Origin of the sequence: Nostoc sp. UHCC 0251, assembly GCF_034932245.1 — a bacterium.
Lineage (GTDB): Bacteria > Cyanobacteriota > Cyanobacteriia > Cyanobacteriales > Nostocaceae > Nostoc.
The window spans coordinates 1-18325 of the sequence record NZ_JAYGHD010000289.1 but is presented as its reverse complement, the minus strand read 5'-3'; the positions used below and the strand labels follow the sequence as shown (position 1 = coordinate 18325).

General features: G+C 43.7%; 24 protein-coding genes. 2 read left to right on the top strand and 22 right to left on the bottom strand.

The window, feature by feature from the left end; translation table 11 throughout:
- Positions 1–100: 100 nt before the first annotated feature.
- From rpsE to rplC, 17 genes are all read right to left on the bottom strand, one after another.
- A complete protein-coding gene (rpsE, locus tag VB740_RS19510; protein ID WP_229450970.1) occupies positions 101–628 on the bottom strand; it encodes a 30S ribosomal protein S5 in 528 nt (175 codons plus the stop codon).
- A gap of 120 nt (positions 629–748) precedes the next feature.
- Positions 749–1111: a 50S ribosomal protein L18 gene (gene rplR / locus VB740_RS19505; protein WP_099101131.1), complete on the bottom strand. Its 363-nt coding sequence runs from the start codon at positions 1109–1111 to the stop codon at positions 749–751.
- 2 nt (positions 1112–1113) lie between these two features.
- Positions 1114–1662: a 50S ribosomal protein L6 gene (gene rplF / locus VB740_RS19500; RefSeq protein WP_323201583.1), complete on the bottom strand. Its 549-nt coding sequence runs from the start codon at positions 1660–1662 to the stop codon at positions 1114–1116.
- 79 nt (positions 1663–1741) lie between these two features.
- A complete protein-coding gene (gene rpsH / locus VB740_RS19495) occupies positions 1742–2143 on the bottom strand; it encodes a 30S ribosomal protein S8 (protein ID WP_012410712.1) in 402 nt (133 codons plus the stop codon).
- Positions 2144–2163: 20 nt separating this feature from the next.
- On the bottom strand, positions 2164–2712 hold the full coding sequence (gene rplE / locus VB740_RS19490) for a 50S ribosomal protein L5 (RefSeq protein ID WP_012410713.1): 549 nt from the start codon (positions 2710–2712) through the stop codon (positions 2164–2166).
- 125 nt (positions 2713–2837) lie between these two features.
- The gene (rplX, locus tag VB740_RS19485) at positions 2838–3191 is read right to left on the bottom strand and encodes a 50S ribosomal protein L24 (protein ID WP_190891243.1); all 354 of its coding nucleotides are present in this window, start codon (positions 3189–3191) and stop codon (positions 2838–2840) included.
- Positions 3191–3559, bottom strand: a complete 369-nt coding sequence (gene rplN, locus VB740_RS19480; RefSeq protein WP_069070772.1) for a 50S ribosomal protein L14 — start codon at positions 3557–3559, stop codon at positions 3191–3193. The genes rplX and rplN overlap by 1 nt, the downstream gene beginning before the upstream one ends.
- Positions 3560–3605: 46 nt before the next feature.
- Entirely contained in the window at positions 3606–3854 is a 249-nt protein-coding gene (gene rpsQ, locus VB740_RS19475; protein WP_100901244.1) for a 30S ribosomal protein S17, read from the bottom strand.
- A 6-nt stretch (positions 3855–3860) separates the two neighbouring features.
- On the bottom strand, positions 3861–4088 hold the full coding sequence (rpmC, locus tag VB740_RS19470) for a 50S ribosomal protein L29 (protein ID WP_323201582.1): 228 nt from the start codon (positions 4086–4088) through the stop codon (positions 3861–3863).
- A gap of 3 nt (positions 4089–4091) precedes the next feature.
- Positions 4092–4517, bottom strand: coding sequence for a 50S ribosomal protein L16 (rplP, locus tag VB740_RS19465; RefSeq protein ID WP_190727943.1), 426 nt, complete (start codon positions 4515–4517; stop codon positions 4092–4094).
- Positions 4518–4610: 93 nt separating this feature from the next.
- Positions 4611–5393, bottom strand: a complete 783-nt coding sequence (rpsC, locus tag VB740_RS19460; protein ID WP_323201581.1) for a 30S ribosomal protein S3 — start codon at positions 5391–5393, stop codon at positions 4611–4613.
- Between the two features lie 53 nt (positions 5394–5446).
- Entirely contained in the window at positions 5447–5803 is a 357-nt protein-coding gene (gene rplV, locus VB740_RS19455) for a 50S ribosomal protein L22 (protein WP_190727944.1), read from the bottom strand.
- An 80-nt stretch (positions 5804–5883) separates the two neighbouring features.
- Positions 5884–6162: a 30S ribosomal protein S19 gene (gene rpsS / locus VB740_RS19450; RefSeq protein ID WP_012410721.1), complete on the bottom strand. Its 279-nt coding sequence runs from the start codon at positions 6160–6162 to the stop codon at positions 5884–5886.
- 143 nt (positions 6163–6305) lie between these two features.
- Positions 6306–7169, bottom strand: a complete 864-nt coding sequence (rplB, locus tag VB740_RS19445; protein WP_323201580.1) for a 50S ribosomal protein L2 — start codon at positions 7167–7169, stop codon at positions 6306–6308.
- 154 nt (positions 7170–7323) lie between these two features.
- Positions 7324–7638, bottom strand: a complete 315-nt coding sequence (locus VB740_RS19440; protein WP_069070779.1) for a 50S ribosomal protein L23 — start codon at positions 7636–7638, stop codon at positions 7324–7326.
- Positions 7631–8269 (bottom strand): 50S ribosomal protein L4, encoded by a 639-nt coding sequence (gene rplD, locus VB740_RS19435; RefSeq protein WP_190891234.1) that lies wholly within the window; start codon positions 8267–8269, stop codon positions 7631–7633. The genes VB740_RS19440 and rplD overlap by 8 nt, the downstream gene beginning before the upstream one ends.
- Positions 8270–8373: 104 nt before the next feature.
- Positions 8374–9006: a 50S ribosomal protein L3 gene (rplC, locus tag VB740_RS19430; RefSeq protein WP_323201579.1), complete on the bottom strand. Its 633-nt coding sequence runs from the start codon at positions 9004–9006 to the stop codon at positions 8374–8376.
- 996 nt (positions 9007–10002) lie between these two features.
- Between rplC and VB740_RS19425 the strand changes: the two genes are divergently transcribed.
- The gene (locus VB740_RS19425; RefSeq protein WP_196510707.1) at positions 10003–10479 is read left to right on the top strand and encodes an NAD(P)H-quinone oxidoreductase subunit N; all 477 of its coding nucleotides are present in this window, start codon (positions 10003–10005) and stop codon (positions 10477–10479) included.
- A gap of 186 nt (positions 10480–10665) precedes the next feature.
- Here VB740_RS19425 and VB740_RS19420 read toward each other — a convergent pair whose 3' ends face one another.
- Entirely contained in the window at positions 10666–11493 is an 828-nt protein-coding gene (locus VB740_RS19420) for an ABC transporter permease (RefSeq protein WP_323201578.1), read from the bottom strand.
- 563 nt (positions 11494–12056) lie between these two features.
- Between VB740_RS19420 and VB740_RS19415 the strand changes: the two genes are divergently transcribed.
- Entirely contained in the window at positions 12057–12596 is a 540-nt protein-coding gene (locus tag VB740_RS19415) for a DUF3172 domain-containing protein (RefSeq protein WP_323201577.1), read from the top strand.
- Between the two features lie 149 nt (positions 12597–12745).
- Here the strand turns inward: VB740_RS19415 and VB740_RS19410 are convergent, their stop codons facing one another.
- From VB740_RS19410 to VB740_RS19395, 4 genes are all read right to left on the bottom strand, one after another.
- Positions 12746–13579 (bottom strand): AMIN domain-containing protein, encoded by an 834-nt coding sequence (locus VB740_RS19410; protein WP_323201576.1) that lies wholly within the window; start codon positions 13577–13579, stop codon positions 12746–12748.
- Positions 13580–13679: 100 nt separating this feature from the next.
- The gene (locus VB740_RS19405) at positions 13680–14189 is read right to left on the bottom strand and encodes a hypothetical protein (protein WP_323201575.1); all 510 of its coding nucleotides are present in this window, start codon (positions 14187–14189) and stop codon (positions 13680–13682) included.
- Positions 14190–14193: 4 nt separating this feature from the next.
- Positions 14194–16404 carry a cation:proton antiporter gene (locus VB740_RS19400; RefSeq protein ID WP_323201574.1) on the bottom strand — a complete coding sequence of 737 codons (2211 nt, stop codon included), beginning with the start codon at positions 16402–16404 and terminating at the stop codon, positions 14194–14196.
- A gap of 335 nt (positions 16405–16739) precedes the next feature.
- Positions 16740–18029, bottom strand: coding sequence for a cation:proton antiporter (locus VB740_RS19395; protein ID WP_323201573.1), 1290 nt, complete (start codon positions 18027–18029; stop codon positions 16740–16742).
- Positions 18030–18325 lie beyond the last annotated feature (296 nt).

Here is an 18325-nt window from a genome sequence, read left to right as displayed (position 1 = left end):
GTTACCAAGTTGTCGTTTGTCGTTTGTCGTTTGTCATTTGTCATTTGTCATTTGTCATTTGTTCAGAATAAAGGACTACTGACTAAAGACAAATGACTAGTTAGATGTAGAGACTTTCAATAGGAATACCGCGATCTTCTGCGACTTCAGAAAGAGTCCGCAGTGTAGATAAGGCATTGACTGCGGCTCTAGCATTATTGAGCGGATTGTTAGAGCCAAGTTGCTTGGCCAAGACGTTACGAACTCCTGCCAATTCCAGCACAGTCCGTACAGCACCACCAGCAATTACCCCAGTACCAGGTGAGGCTGGGCGCATCATCACCTTTGCACCACCACCGACACCATCAATGGGATGGGGGATGGAGTTGGATTTGGTGATGGGGATATCAATGAGGTGTTTTTTGCCGTCGGCTACGCCTTTTTTAACAGCGCCAATTACATCTGAGGCTTTACCTACTCCGACACCAACTTGACCGCGTTCGTTACCAACAACCACGATCGCTCGGAAGCTGAGTTTTTTACCACCTTTAACTACCTTACTCACGCGTCGGATTTGGATAACCCGTTCTTGCCAAGTGGTTTCTTCTTTTTTGGCGCGCTTTGTTCTACTTTTACGCTCTGTTGCCATAATTTAGTGCTCTTTTAATGTCAGTTGTCTTTTGTCCTTTGTCATTTGTCAGTTGTCTTTTGTCAGTTGTCCTTTGCAAATGACCAATGACCAATGACCAATGACTAATGACTAATGACTTTAGAAATCTAAACCAGCTTCGCGTGCTGCATCAGCTAATGCTTTGACACGACCATGATATAAGTTACCACCGCGATCAAAGACTACTTTGGTGATCCCTTTTTCTAGCGATCGCACTGCGATCAACTTCCCAACTTGCACCGATGCGTCGCGGTTTGCACATGACGCTAAACTAGATTTCAGTTCTGGTTCTACAGTCGATGCTGCCACAATGGTTTGATGTTGAGTATCATCAATTATCTGGGCGTAAATATGCTCATTAGAACGAAATACCGCTAAACGCGGACGTTCTGGGGAGCCAATAACTTTGCCACGAACGCGTCGATGACGACGGTTTTTTGATTCTCTACGAGTAAGTTTCATTTCTACTTCTTACCACCCTTACCAGTCTTACCAGCTTTCCGTCTGACCACTTCACCGGCATAGCGAATGCCTTTACCTTTGTAAGGTTCTGGTGGACGAACGGCGCGAATTTTTGCAGCTGTGTTACCTACGATTTCTTTGTCATAGCCGCTGACAATGACGTTGGTGGTACCTTCTACTGCAAACTGAATTCCATCTGGTGGTTCAATTTGCACTTGATGGCTGTAACCCATATTCAAAACTAGGTTGCGCCCTTGAAGCTGTGCCCTGTAGCCAACACCTTGAATTTCCAAACGGCGCTGAAATCCTTGAGAAACTCCCTCAACCATGTTGGCAACTAAAGTGCGGCTCAAGCCGTGCAGTTGCTTTGAGGTCCGAGTTTCATCCCGACGATTTACCTGTAATATGTCTCCCTCTTGAGAGAGTGAAACATTAGGTGTAAGAGTGCGAGAAAGTTCTCCTTTCGGGCCTTTCACCACAATATTCGTACCATTGATCGCCACTTGAACTTTGGCGGGAATAGTAATTGGACGTTTACCAATACGAGACATGACTTTTTGTCCTTTGTTATTTGTCCTTTGCCTTTTGTCCTTTGTATTTCACTAATGACAAATGACTAATGACCAATGACTACCAAACGTAACAAAGCACTTCGCCACCCAAGTTCTGACGCCGCGCTTCGCGGTCAGTCATAATCCCACTGGATGTAGAAATAATGGCAATGCCAATACCGCCTAGTACTCTTGGTAGTTCTTTTCTGTTGGAATAAACACGCAAGCCAGGCTTACTCACTCGCTTTAAGGCGGTGATTAGAGGCTGACGGTTTTTACCTTTGTATTTCAGGGAAATCACAAGATTGTGCTTTACCCCTTCTTCTGCTTCTTCGATTTCAGCAATAAAGCCTTCCTCCCGTAGCACTTTGGCAATGCTGCGGGTCATTTTTGTAGCTGGCACTTGTGTAGTTTGATGCCGCGCCAGGTTGGCATTGCGGATGCGCGTCAGCATATCTGCAATTGTGTCGTTAGCCGCCATCGTTCCCTCTATAGATGAACTTACTGATCGCGAAAGGGCATTCCTAATTCTTTAAGTAAGGCGCGGCCCTCTTCGTCGTTTTTTGCTGTGGTGATGATGGAAATATCCATCCCACGCACTTGATCAACGCTGTCGTATTCGACTTCTGGAAAAATTAGCTGTTCTCTTACACCCAGAGTATAGTTACCTCGTCCGTCAAAGCTTTTAGGGCTAACGCCGCGAAAATCTCTAATTCTGGGCAGTGATAGGCTAACCAGTCGGTCAAAAAAGGCATACATCCGTTCGGCTCTGAGCGTCACCATGATCCCCACAGGCATTCCTTGACGAATTTTAAAGCCAGCGATCGCCTTTTTCGCCCTGGTCACTACTGGTTTTTGACCTGTTACCAGCGCAATTTCGTTTATGGATGCTTCTAGCGACTTCGCATTTTGAGCTGCTTCACCCAAACCCCGGTTAATAGTAACCTTTACCAACTTCGGTACTTGATGAACGTTGGTATATTGAAACTGATTGATCAGTTTGGGGACGATTGTCTCTTGATATAAGCTTTTGAGTCTTGTTGTCGCCATAGTTTTTTGTCCTGATATCCCTGGGCTTGGTCAGGGAACTTTTATTGTCCTTTGTTATTTGTCCTTTGTCTTTTGTTATTTGTCTTTTTACTAATAACTAATGACTAATGACCAATGACTAATGACTATTTATCCAGAATTTCGCCAGTTTTTTTAAGTTTTCTGACTTTTTTTCCTTCTGAAGTAAAGGTATAACAAACACGACTGGCAACGTTTTGCTTGGTGGAATAAAGCATTACGTTGGAGCTATGAATCGGGAATTCTTGGGTGAGAATCCGCCCTGACTCCCCTTCTTGCTGGGGTTTCACGTGCTTGGTTTTAATGTTGACACCTTTGACAACAACTTTACTCAGTTGAGGAAGTGCCTGGATAATTTCACCAACTTTTCCTTTGTCTTTGCCAGCAATCACTTGTACAGTGTCGCCAGTTTTGACATGCATTTTGTGGAATACTTTGGGCGTACCCTGTTTGGTTGCCATTAAAGCACCTCCGGAGCCAGAGAAACGATTTTGGTAAAGTTTTTATCGCGCAGTTCCCGGGCAACTGGGCCAAAAACCCGTGTGCCTCTAGGGTTCCCGTCTTTGTTGATAATCACAGCAGCGTTATCATCAAAGCGAATACTCATGCCGCTGTCACGAGATACAGCTTTACGAGTGCGGACAATTACTGCTTCCACAACATCAGACTTTTTTACAGCCATGTTGGGTGTAGCATCTTTGACAACGGCGATAATTTTATCACCGATAAAACCATAACGGCGGTTGCCTCCACCTAAGATGCGGATGCACATTAGTTTACGGGCGCCGCTATTATCTGCGACATTTAGATAAGTCTGGGGTTGAATCACAATTATTCTCCCTTGTAATGTTGTTAGAAACTAACAACGATGAGGTTTAAGTAGGTTTGACGTTCAGGACTTCTGTGATTTTCCAGCGCTTAGTTTTGCTCAGGGGTCTAGTTTCCTGAATGCGAACGCGATCGCCTACTTTACACTTATTTTCTTCGTCGTGAACTTTATATCGTTGGGTGTTAACCACAATCTTGCCGTACTTGGGGTGAGGAGCGCGGTTTTCTATGGCGACTACCACAGTTTTTTGCATTTTATCGCTCACTACCAAGCCAACTCGTTCTTTAACTGCCATAATCTCCTACTTTTCTTCTTTAGCCGATTGACTTGCTGCCCGTTTGCGTTCTGTCTCTAGCGTCAGCAATTGGGCTAGGCGGTGTCGCATTTGTCGGAACTGGTGAGGCTTTTCTAGTTGTCTTGTAGCTTTTTGCAAGCGCAACTGAAATAGTTGTCTTTTAACAGCGACAATTTCATCAGAGAGCTTTTCGTCACTTAATTCTCTAGCTTCTGAAATTTTGGGAAGAGGCATAAGCTACTCCTGCTCCTGTGGTTGAGAGCGCACAATAAATTTAGTTTTTATGGGCAGTTTAAATGAAGCCAAACGCATAGCTTCACGGGCGATTTCTTCAGAAACCCCACCGATTTCAAACAAAATTCGTCCTGGCTTGACTACAGCTACCCAAAACTCTGGATTACCTTTACCGGAACCCATCCGGGTTTCAGCAGCACGCATGGTTACAGGTTTATCAGGGAAAATCCGAATCCAGATTTGTCCACCCCGACGAATATAACGGGTCATCGCCCGACGAGAAGCCTCGATTTGCCGGGAGGTAATCCAAGCGGGTTCTTGCGCTTGGAGTGCAAAATCACCGAAGTTGAGGGTGCTACCACGGCTGGCTAGTCCCTCCATCCGTCCGCGCTGTTGTTTGCGGAATTTAGTTCTTCTAGGGCTTAACATGATTGGCTACTGGGTACTGGGCATTGGGCATTGGGCATTGGGCATTGGGCATTGAGAATTGACAATGCCCCATGCGCCATGCCCCATTCCCATTTATCCTTCATTTGAGCGGTCTTCAAATTGCTGACGACGACGTTGTTGTTGACGACGACGGGGTTCACGATCGCGATCGCGAGGATCACGTTCGCGATCGCGGCTTGCTGGTGGTAAAGGTGTTTCTTCCTGTCCAGGAATAATTTCTCCCTTAAAGACCCATACTTTGATACCCAAAATGCCGTAAACAGTTTTTGCGGTGCAATAAGAGTAGTCAATGTCAGCCCGTAAGGTATGTAAAGGTACTCTACCTTCACGAGTCCACTCTGTCCGGGCAATTTCTGCACCGTTGAGGCGACCGCTAACTTGGATTTTAATACCTTGGACACCAGCGCGTTGGGCCCGCTGAATCGATTGCCGCACTACCCGCCGAAAGGAAACCCGACGTTCCAATTGTTGAGCAATGTATTCGGCAATTAGGTAGGCATCAGCATCAACTCGTTGGACTTCAACTACGTTAATGCGAATTTGGCGATTACTACCCAACAGTCCTTGGAGTCCGGTACGCAAGGATTCGATACCTTGTCCACCACGGCCCACTACTACGCCTGGTCTTGCTGTGCGTACTTCTAAGTCGATTTGGTCGGCTTTGCGCTCAATCCGTACCTCAGAAATCCCGGCGTTGTTTTGAGCAAGTCTACCCAGCTTTTGTTCTATGTATTGACGGAGTTTGTGATCTTCTTGTAAAAGTTCTGGATAGCGATCAGGAACAGCAAACCAACGGGATTGATGTTCATGTGTAATACCCAGGCGAAAACCAACTGGATGAATTTTCTGTCCCACGAATGCTTCCTCTAAAATTTCTTACTTTACGCAATTTATTCGTGTAAACGTGCTTATTTTTCTGGAGCGGCTGCAACAGCCACAGTAATATGACACGTCGGTTTGCGAATTTGGTAAGCTCGACCTTGCGCTCTTGGTTGGAACCGTTTCAGCGATGGCCCTTGATCGGCGTATGCCTGAGTAATCACTAGTTGAGTCCGATCTAACCCAGCGTTGTGTTCAGCATTGGCGGCAGCGCTTCTAAGAACCTTCAAGATGGGTTCAGTGGCGCGATAGGGCATGAATTCCAGGATGATTAACGCTTCTCGGTACGATCGCCCCCGGATTTGATCGAGTACCCGTCGCACTTTGTAGGCCGAGATGCGGATAAAACGAGCGATCGCTTTTACTTCAGTAGTATTAGTAGCCATAATTTTCTCCAATTTTGTCATTTGTCATTTGTCATTTGTCACTTGTCTTTAGCTAATGACTAATGACTAATAACTAATGACTACCTACCCGCTTTTTTGTCACTTTTTCCATGACCCCTGTAGGTACGTGTCGGGGCAAATTCACCCAACTTGTGTCCCACCATTTGTTCATTTACAAAAACTGGAACGTGTTGGCGTCCGTTGTGAACAGCTATGGTATGACCTACCATTAGGGGCAAAATTGTCGAAGCTCTTGACCAAGTTTTAATAACTTCTTTTCTGTTGTTGTCGTTGAGCTTTTCAATTTTCTTTAAGAGATGATCCGCAACGAAAGGACCTTTTTTTAGAGAACGACCCATAGTTCAATTTTGGATTTAGGATTTAGGATTTAGGATTTAGAATTTCGGATTTTGGATAATGTAGGTGCCTTTTCAAGTTTCACAAATTTTCAATGTTCACAAGTAGACCCCAATCTAAAATCCAAAATCTAAAATCTAAAATTCTATGATTCACGACCACCGCGACCGCGTTTGGAAGACTTACGGCGACGACGGATAATCAATTTGCTGCTAAGTTTCTTACGATTGCGTGTCTTCGCGCCCAATGTGGGTTTACCCCAAGGTGTAACAGGTCCCGATCTACCGATAGGTGCCCTACCTTCACCACCACCATGTGGGTGATCCACTGGGTTCATGACGCTACCTCTAACCTTAGGACGGCGACCTTTCCAGCGATTTCGCCCTGCTTTACCTGCACTCAGGTTTCTCGCATCGGTGTTGCCTACTTGCCCAATGGTGGCGTAGCATTCGCGCCGAATCAAGCGGACTTCTCCTGAAGGCAACTTGAGAGTGACATAATTACCTTCTTTTGCCACAACTTGAGCGCTAGCACCAGCAGCACGCACGATTTGACCACCTTTGCCAGGGGTCAGTTCTACGTTGTGAACACCAGTACCCAAGGGAATCTTCGACAGAGGTAAAGCATTACCATCTTCAAAGGGAGCTTCAGGCCCAGAAATAATTATTGTTCCAACTTTCAACCCGTTGGGATGGAGGATATACCGCTTTTCGCCATCTTGGTAATACACAAGGGCAATTCGGGCATTGCGGTTAGGATCGTATTCAATTGCTGCGACTTTGGCAGGAATATTGTGTTTATCCCTTTTAAAATCAATGATCCGGTAAAGTTGTTTGTGTCCGCCACCCCGGCGACGACTAGTAATCCGTCCAGTATTATTCCGACCTTTGGCGCGATGCTTCGAGGTCGTTAGGGATTTTTCTGGCTCAGTTTTTGTAATTTCCGCAAAGTCAGAAATTGTGACTTGGCGAGTGCTGGGGGTATAAGGGCGATAAGAACGAGTACCCATAATCTATTTTGGATTTTGGATTTTGGATTTTGGATTTACTTAATTTCGGATTTCGGATTTTGGATTTAATGAGTGTTTAACTAATTGCGACCATCTTTGGTAATTATTGAGTAAACTCCTCAATCTAAAATCTAAAATCTAAAATCTAAAACTCCTAGACTTCTGGGAATAGGACTTGTCTAATCTTGTCTTCATCCCCAGGTGCGACGGTAACAATGGCTCGCTTATATTGGGGCTTATAACCAATAAATTTACCAACGCGCCGCTTTTTACGCGGTGGTAGGGTGGTGTTGACTTTTACAACCTTGACCTGAAATAAGTCTTCTATTGCAGCCTTTATTTCTGGCTTAGATGCCTTTGGAATTACTTCAAAGGTGTACTTATTTTGTTCCATTAGGATGGTCGCTTTCTCGGTGACGATTGGGCGACGTACTAAGTCGGCAAGGTCACGGGGGTCAAAGCTAGGCACTGTAGACCTCCTGAATTTTTTCTAGGGCTGATGCCGTAACTACAATCTTGTCAGCGTGCAGTAAATCAAAAACATTTAGCTGGTCGGCTGCAATTAGTTTTAAATTTTCAATGTTGCGGGCTGACAAATAAATGTTATCTGTATCCGCAATCTCAGACAAAATTAACAGTGACTTGCTTTCTGGTACTACTCCCCAACGGGCAAGCGCTGCCACTAATTCTTTAGTTTTAGGACGAGATAGCTCGGTGCTAAATTCTTCTACTACTATTAAGTCTTCAATGCGGCTGACAAATGCTGTCCGCAGTGCTAAACGTCGCTCTTTGCGGTTCAACTTCAGGTTGAAGTCTCTGGGCTTTGGCCCAAAGATCACACCACCACCACGCCATAACGGTGAACGAATAGACCCTGCACGAGCGCGACCAGTACCTTTTTGTCTCCAAGGTTTACGGCCACCGCCTCTGACTTCTGAACGAGTTTTTGTACTGGCATTTCCTTGACGAGCATTAGTCAATTGCCGTACTAAGGCGCGATGCACAATATGAGACGCTGTTTCTTCCTTGGCAACGCGCAACTCGAAGGTCGTCTCGCCGACCTGTTCTCCTTGCCAATTTTTAACTACGCTTTCAACCATCTTTGTTATTTGTCCTTTGTCATTGGTCATTTGTCATTTGTCTTTATGCCATTTGTCTTTAGCCAATGACTAATGACTAATGACGTTTGACTAATGACTTTTGACTATCCCACTACTTTTGCAGGCAAAATACTTACTAGAGCGCCCGGTTTACCAGGAATTGCTCCCTTAATTAGCAATAAGTTGCGTTCTGCATCAACTCGCACTATGGTCAATTTGCGGATTGTAATACGTTTACCACCTAAACGACCTGCCATCCGCTTACCTGGATAGACACGACCTGGTGTTGTACCAGCACCAATAGAACCCGGCGCTCTGTGGTTTTTGGAACCGTGTGACATGGGCCCACGACCAAAGTTGTTGCGCTTCTGGTTACCCGCGAAGCCGCGACCGATGCTTGTGCCGACTACATCGACAATTTGACCTTCACTAAAAATATCTGCTTTAATCTGTTGACCTAAAGCATAATCACCAGAACTCTCGGTGTGATATTCATTTAGGTGACGCAATGCTGGGGCAGATGATTTAGCCAAATGACCCAATAGTGGTCTGTTCAGTGCCTTTGGTTTAACTTCGCCAAAACCAACTTGAATGGCAAAGTAACCGTCGGTTTGTTTCGTTTTAACTTGTGTAACGGTGCATGGCCCTGCTTGAATGACAGTTACAGGAATAGCTACTCCTGCTTCGTCAAATATTTGGGTCATGCCCAGCTTGGTGCCGAGAATACCTACAGACACAGTAACTGGTTCTCCTTTCTACTTGCTGACCTTGGAATTGGACTCTAGAGGACACGCTTTGTACGCATCAGTTTAGGCTGGGTTAGCCTGCGAAATTTGAAATGGTTTAAATAAACCGCTTCAAATGCTTTCGGACACAACAAACCGTGTCCGTACTGCTTGGTGAATCTGTTTAGCTTCACTCACTAGATCACCAGAACAGCCACAAGTACCCTCCCATTGGGAAGGAGTAACTTCTGGAATCAATGCAAGGCGCTACAGCTTTAAGCTGTGTGCAGCAATGCTTTCGTCCAAGCAATTGCTCTGGCACTTTCTGGAGGCAGCGCTGTCGGCGGGGTTTTCCGATTTTTAGACGCCCATAAGACGCCTTCCCGGAGATTGGCTACTGCCGTGTTGCAGTTGGACTTAAGCGATTTTTACCGCCCAGTATCCGTTAACTGAGACTGACGTAATGCCATTAAACCAACATTGCTGCTCAGTTTTTACTTCCTTAAACACCTTAAACTATTGTTTAAGATTTTGCCTGCTTTTTCAGAGGCACAGGAGTAAGTGTACCCTGGAGCTTTGGATTGGCTTTGATTCTTCGTCCATAAGCTCCAATGTTGACCTGAAAGCTTTCTTAGTTTACCAGTCTATGATCAATCTGAGTTAAATTATCCAATTTGGATTAAGTTATTAGCTTTGACGCTAACACTACCTCAGAATGACAGTAAGAATGCAGCCTAATTTGCGTGTTTGGTCACAATCTAATAATATAAATTATTTATTTATGTTTGTCTAGTAATTTATAGAGTTATTTTTGGGGAGTGGGGAGTGGGGAGTAGGGAGCAGGGGAGGCAGGGGAGGCAGGGGGAGCAGAGGAGGACAAGGAGAATAAATAACCCATGCCCAATGCCCAATGCCCAATGCCCAAAGAAAATGCCCAAAGAAAATGCTTTTAATCTATCGGTTCAGGGTAAATAATAGAGATATCTAAGTGGGATAAGACGAAAATCTATGGCACTAATTACCACTGGCAATGGTTTAATCCGCGATTTGGAAAAATTTGGCGCTCTTGGAGTGTATGTACCTCTGGAAGGGGGTTATGAAGGGCGATATCAGCGCCGACTACGCGCAGCTGGTTATACCACCCTCCACATTACCGCCAGAGGACTGGGCGACGTAGCTGCGTATCTCACAAGAATTCATGGAGTCAGACCTCCTCATCTTGGTAAAAAAAGCACTGGTAGCGGTGCCGCAGTCGGTCATGTGTACTATTTACCACCAATTCTCAATTCTCATCTAGAACAGCTACCACCAAAGTCAAAGGGGCTGGTTTTGTGGATTATTGAAGGGCATATTCTTTCCAATGAGGAACTTGAGTATTTAACGAATTTGCCTCAGCTAGAACCACGAGTGAGAGTAGTGATTGAGAGAGGTGGCGATCGCGCCTTCCGTTGGACTTCTCTAGAAAAAACTCTGTTAGCTAGTTAGTCCTTTGTCATTAGTCATTAGTCATTTGCTCATGACTAATGACTCAATTCAATCAGCATTTCAATAATGCTGAATCGAAAACCACAAGATGCAAAAGTTAAAGCATAGATTGTAATAAAGGCTTTAACCAATTACGAATTACGTTAGCGCAGCGGTAGCGACGCAGGAGCGTCATTACGAATTATTTTAATCCTGTTGGTGAGCGAATTTATAACCACCCCACAAAGAAAGAGCGATCGCTATCACTAGCAAAATCGGTATGCTGTACCAAGGAAACTGGGATAAGGGTAAATGGGCAGCTGCACGCAGTCCGATGCTGGCGTAGGTGAGTGGTAACAGGTAAACTACGACTTTGAGGGCAGCTGGTAATGTAACAGGGTCAAAAAAGGTTGCCCCTAAGAAAGACATGGGGATAATTATAAAATTGTTGTAGAGTCCAACTGATTCGAGCGATCGCACACTCAACCCCACAATCACCCCTAACCCAGCAAATACGGAACAATTCAGCACTACCAACAGTAAAAATAGTGGATTGAGAAAATTCCAGTTTCCAGTCAACAGCACTGCTACCAAAATCACCGAACCAGATGTCATCAATCCCCGCACTACTCCTGCCAGCATTTTTCCGATATGCAACGCTAAGGGATGTATAGGAGTTAACAATAATTCCTCGAAGGTTTTGGTAAATAGTCTGTCTCCACAAATGGAAAATGTCGTTCCACCAAAGCTAATCGTCATCGACGATAGCGCCACCATCCCCGGTAATATAAATTCTAAATAGTTGTTATAGTTACCACTAATCCCCGAGCCTGGTTTGATGGAACTACCTAAACCCAAGCCAAAAGCTAAAATATATATCAGTGGGGATATTAACCCTGATGCAGCAACTTGTACGATTCTGACACGTAAATCTAACCAATCTCCCCAAAAAATAGTCAGACTATCAGCTAGAAGGAGTTTAAGTTGCGAAGTTTTGAACTTCTTGCTTGAGAATAACGCTCTTTGAGATGCCACTTGCTTCTAATTAGTTATTAAAACTTTCTTAAATTTTAAGTTACATTGTTTAACATATCAATTACTAGGGGTAACCAAAATTTCTTCTAATAAGAATACGAGAAATTCGGTTAGGAAATTTATAATCACAGGTTTCCTCCGCTCATAATTTCCGCAAACTTAGAAATAAAAAGCTAGATAATTCAAGTATTCTGACTGCATCATTTGTGCAAATTGAATCAAGACTATCTGATAGATATAAAAAATATGCTATAATTGGTTAATAAAATATAGAAGTTTAAAGACAGTTACTCTGTAATTTTTATGTGAAGCAGCAAAATAGTAATAACAATTCCTTAATCGGCAAATAAATAAAAATACTCACCAATTATTCAAGATGGAAACAATAACCGACAAGGTTGAAATTCTGTCGAAATATCTAGATAACTTACTATTTTTATCATTTAAGAAGAATACTGCCCAAAAACTTGCAGACAATTACAATCAAGAATAGGCATACTGAAAATAGGGAGAAAACTTTAGACCACTCCCTTCCAAATCGGCGTGAAGGTGATTAAGCAACAATGAGACGTAAACCTACTGGTAGATCGGCTACTACTTCTAAACCCTCTATTTTCCAATCCCCAATGTTTAACCTCTTCACCATCGCAATTATGGGAGGGGTGTTGATTTTGGGAATTGGGATTGGCATTGCTTTTAGTTCTACAACCACGTTGGCTCCATCAAATGTGGCTTCCCGCGAATTCATTGACACCAAAGCACCAAACCCTGAAATTTGTGTGCAGTACGGAGCCAGCGCGATGGTGATGGACGCTAGACTGTTCGTCACTCTCAACCCCTTCAATGTCTATGTTGCCCAGCCTAGTATGCGTCCTGGATGTGTGATCCGACAAAATAACTGGGCGCTTTTAGAGCAACGTAAGCTGGTGACTAATGATCAGGTAAGAGATTGTAAAAATCGCCTGAACACCTTTGGCTTTACAGGTAACTTAGATAGTGACAAACCTGATATTAGGTGTATATATCAGAATGAAGCTGCTCAAAACTTCTTTACGGCTCAACCAGGAGCAGTTGGAACACCTCAGGAAACTGACAGATTTTAGAATTGGGAATTGGGAATTGGGAATTGGGCATTGGGCATTGGTTCTTCTTTCTCCCCTGCTTCCCCTGCTTCCCCTGCTCCCCCTGCCTCCCCTGCCTCCCCTGCTCCCTCATCCCCTTCTCTCCCCTACTCCCTACTCCCCACTCCCCACTATCTATTTTTAGGCAGGGGTTGACCAAACTCTATCACCTGGGGATTTGGAACATTTGGGATTGTTGGAACTGGAAATTCCGACATACCGAAAGGAGGAATGCTATTCAAGTTACCGGGTTGATTTGGGAAAGACGGAGGGGGAAGAATCAAACTAGGTTCTTGAGAGGGTGTATTGGGAGTTAGGGGAGGAACAGTGACAAAAGGCTGCCCTGAGTTAGTAGTAATTGTTGAAGGCAGTTCATTGGATGGAGGCGGAACTGTGAGTAAGGGCGCTTGTAGATTAGTAGTAGTTACGGGTACGTTACTAGGCGGCTTTGGGGGTGTTTGAGATGGTTTTTTGGGTGAAGGTGGGGAGCTTCCTGGTTTCACGGCAGTAGTTTTACCAGAAATAAACGGACGTAATACCCAGCGAGTGGAGTTTTTTCGGGAAACGGGTTGCAGTTGTATCTGTTTAGGATTAAAAACAGTCCCTGGTGCCAAATCTAGGACAATGCGTGTGTCATGCTCATTCAGTTGAGAAACACGAATGCTTTTGATTGCTCCAGAATAATTTTGTTGCGTAGTAACTTTGCCCAACTGAGTATTCGGTAAATCTACAACAACACGAGAGGGTTGGGCTAAGTAAAAATAACGAGGGGTTGTGCCTGCTGATAGGGTGATTTCAAGTTGCTGTGTCTTGGGAGAAAAACGCCAATTATCTAGCTTTGCCATTGGTGTAGCAGCAGTAGTGCAAGTTTCGAGGGCGATCGCTGCACAAAAGCCTAATACACTTGTGCTATATAGCTGCTTACTCCATTGGCAAAATTGCCTAGTCTTTAATCCCTGATTCATTCTTTTTATCTGCTCCATAAAACCCATACAATGCGCTCACATTGCTGTTTACTTCGCGCTTTAAATCCCTATCCCTAGTTTCCAGTCCCCACTCTCCAGTTCAATGGCTGTTCAACTTCTGAGATTTTTCCTGAGCTTTTTGGGGCACAGCGGTAAATTTTAGAGTTTGTGGAATGCCATTTACGGTTAATTGACCTGTCATATTACCTTTATCTACAAGTTGCATTTGAATTGCGACTGAGTTTAGAGGATCATTTTGGGGGCGAGGAATATTACAAAGGATTGATCTACCAACTTTCCCGGATAAATTTAACTGTTGATTTCTGAAGATACCTGCCAGAGAGTGCTTTTTGTCAGTATCGGGGTTAGCGTTTGCCGGTAATACAGAGGCATTTAAGTAAATACCCGACTGCTCAATATTTAACGTCAGAGTATCCGATTTTTCACAGTTCGGCAAATTCTCTGACAGGGTTAGACGATAACGACCGTTAACTGGAGAAGGAGCCTTGAGATTGTTTTCCCCATAAACACTGACAGTTTTAAACAACACTAGCACTGAACTTATTGCTACTCCGTAAAAAGTTAAAGATTTGAGGTTGAAATGATTCATAATCTCAACTCCTTAATGTTGGCTCTTGACTACTAACCTCAGGAATCATAGAGGCAAGGTGAGCGGTGACTTGGCTGTATCGGCGCGTAATCAGCAGGGAGGAACGACATTGGATGGCTAGTTGATCTGTATATCTTCCCAAGGTTTGGCGCTCGATACCCCAAGCGCGGCTAGTACCAGCAATAGTTAGGTCAACACCTTCTGAGGCTTGAATTACGGCTTGGATTGGTTCTGGGGCTTCGATAATTTTGATTTCAATGCGATCGCGTACACTGGTGGGCAATTGCTCCATCATCGTGTGTAGTTCGTAATTCAATTCTTCCCTGGCATGATTTGCTACTATCTGTAATATCTGCAACACAGAAGTCTCACGATTGATTAGCAGTCTCAGAGCTAGTATTAGTGCTAAATCATCATGGATATTGGCAGAATAAGGTACCAATAAACTTTCTAATCGCTCTTTACCTTTATCTACAAACACTGCTACATCTACTGGGGCAGTGGTAAGCATTTGTCCGACTCGTCCACCTAAACGATTACTACTAAAAGCTGGGCGATGCCAACCGACGAGAATTAAATCAGCTTGTTCTGATGTGGCAATCTGTGCTGTTTCGCGGGCAACATTGCTGGATATGCGAACTATCGGATGCACACAAGAACGAGTTTCTGGCGGTTCGAGAGTATTAATCAACTCTTGTAGCTGCTGGCGGCGTTGGGCGATTAATCGATCTGCTTCAACTGGGGTACTTTCAAAGGCATAGTCTTCTTCAAATTCAATCAGGCTAAGAGGGTTAACAATGGCAGGATATCGGTAATTGAGAGCGATACCTACGGCAGGCTGCGCCAACGCTACTGCCAACTGTACTAAACCTTTTTGGGTACTTGGATTAGCAACTGGCACCAAAATTCGGAAAGGATGGGGGTAAGTTTCACCTCCAGCAGAGGTGTCTATATCTGTTTCTGCTTTCAATTCCGGTTCGATGACATCTAATCTGATCAGCTTTTTCGGATATGTCCATTCCAGCAGTGGCGAGGTCATGAATGTAGTTACCAATGCCATAATTACTAGCATGGTAAATATTAAAGGGGAAATTACCCCTAGCTCTAGACCAATGTTTAATACTATCAGTTCGGTTAAACCGCGAGTATTCATTAACCAACCGAGTGCCGAGGCTTCCCGTTTACTAATGCCACTGACACGGGCCGCTACATAAGTGCCAACATATTTGCCTGCGATCGCCACTCCTAAAACCAACGCACACAAAAGCCACAATTCTGGACGGTTGAGCAAGCCAATCTGCGTCCGTAAGCCACTGTAGGCAAAAAATATTGGCAGCAAGAAGATCAGGACAAAATCTTCGGTTTTTATTGCCAATTCCCGCACTAAATCTTCATTTTTGGGCATGGCTGCTCCCAGTAAAAATGCCCCAAAAATTAAGTGAATACCAATTAGTTCGGTAATTAGTGCTGACGCAACCACGCCCATATAAATCCCAGCTAGCAGCAATTGGCTGAGGCGTCCCGCACGCAGGTAATGTTTGGCAAGGCGTTGCAGGAACCAACGTCCCGCCGTTAACATCAAGCCGATGTAAACTATGCTGGCGATAATTGTGGGTATCGCACCAGCAAAGTCACCAGTTCGAGCAACTGCGATCGCTACTGCTAATAGACACCAAGCTGTCACATCATCCACTGCTGCACAAGTTAACGCCAACGTTCCTAAACGCGTTCCTTGTAAATTGTTTTCAGTAATGATTCGCGCCAACACCGGAAAGGCAGTAATCGACATCGCCGCCCCCAAAAACAAAGCGAAAGCGGTGAAAGATACACTTGCATTGGAAACTAGGGGATAAAGGATTACCGCTAGCAATGTTCCTAAAGAAAACGGCACCAAAATGCTCACGTGAGAAGTTAAAATAGCTACTTCTAACTGACTATTAAGATATTTTGGATTTAGTTCTAGCCCAATCAGAAACATGAAAAATATTAGTCCCACCTGAGACAAAACATTTAGAAAAGGAATAGTTTCTGGTGGAAACAAGGTAACTGCTACATCGGGAGCAACTAAACCAAATAAAGATGGGCCCAGCATAATCCCGGCAACAATCTCACCAATTACCAGCGGTTGCTTAATGGAACGGAATCCTAGTCCTACTAGCCGTGAAAGTCCAATAACAATCAGCACTTCAACCAGAACGAGAATAACTATATGCATGGTTTCCTCAAAATTAACTATCTGGTTTCTCTAAGATAATTCTTCCAAATACTGAAAAATGTCAAGTTTGTTAGATAGACCCAAGGCTAATTTGTGTTTTATTGTCATGTCAATTGCTGTTACGATAACTTTGCATCTGGGAAACATGAATTCTGATGATTTTAGGATCTACATCTAGAATATGTTCTCAATTACCGATATCAAAAAATTAGATCATAGGCAGTCAGCTTGTAGTATTGCTCAAATGTAATTACAAACCGATTAGCAGTTATAGCCAAAGATAAAGCAGATAGGTTTACCAATCCTTAGGTAATTATTTTTAAATTTAAATTTGTTTAAGCGGAATATTTCTTATAGCTTGTACCTTGCAATAAAAAGGCAATCAGTGGTGATGCCATGAGTGTAGTAATGACTGCCATAATAACCATGATAGTGAATAAAGTTGGGGTAATTATACCTTGCTCAAGACCAATATTCAGGATGATTAGCTCCATCAAACCACGAGCATTCATCAGAGCACCGATAGTTGCAGATTCCCGCCAATTTTCCCCTGCCAATTTTGCAGCCAACATACAAGCAACACCTTTGCCAAGAATTGCGATCGCAATTATTAACAGCGTAATTCCCCACAAAGTAGGTGTGTTTACCAGTCCAATTTGAGTGTTCAGTCCAGAGAAGACAAAAAATATCGGTAACAAAAATGAAGTAGTTAAAAACTCCGTATATTGGCGAATTTGTTGGGCAAATTCTCCCCGTGGTGTAACTGCTCCCAGCACAAAAGCACCAAAGATTGCATAGATGCCTGTGACATCGGTAAACCATGCACAAAACATCAAAATTATCAACATCAAAGTCAGGGTTTGTTTGTTCACACCTGCATCACGTTTTGTCATGCGTGTGAACGCTCTTAGTAGAGGTTGACCGAGAAAAATTGCAAATAGCACATAGCAAATGCCACCACCAATTGCTAATATGGCGATGCTAAGAGAATTTTTCACGCTAGCAAGTACGATCGCTAGCAAACACCAAGCAACTGCATCATCTACCGATGCTGCACCTAAAGCCAAAGTACCAAAGCGGGTTTGTGCAAGACCGCGTTCGTAAAGAATGCGAGCTAACATCGGAAAGGCCGTAATTGTCATGGATGCGCCTAGATACAAAGCCGCTGACCAAGACGTTACTTTTGGTTGAAAGAAATCGCCATTGTGATAAAACCAAAAAGATGCGATCGCTCCTAAAATAAAGGGAGTAATAATCCCGGCAGCAGATAGCAAACTTGCACTTTTAATATGATGTTTTAAGAGTTTAGTGTTAAACTCTAAACCAATCAAAAACATATAAATTGCTAACCCAATCTGGCTAATAGCATATAAAATAGACATCGATGGATTGGGTATCTTGAGTCCTACAGCAGTGATGATGGGAAGCTTAGGAAACAGCCATTGCTGAAAGTCCGGTGCAATCAATCCTAAAAGTGATGGCCCTAGCATTACACCTGCAATCATTTCGCAAACAACATCGGTTTGACCAAGATAGCGGCGTCCTAAAATCGTGACGATGCGACATGTGGCTAGAATAACTGTGAGTTGCAGAAATAGCTGAATAACTAGATCAAAATTTGACATTGCACTTCCTTAATTTGCATCTCTGCATTCAATAATCTCTCCTGGCTTTATAGCTTGCTCTACTTTTCTCATATGGCTACATCAGCACAAGTACCAATTTTGGAAACATAGGCTAGCTGTTTTTAATTTGATGAGATAGGGTAGTTGTAGTAACTACCCTATTGTTCGTAAAAGCTCATACAACTGTACGTCAATACAACATATTGCATCGAAACTGAAACCGCCATATATGAGTTAATTTGTAACTGCCTAGCTAGTAGTAATAGAGGAAAGAAAAACAGAGACATCACCTTCTA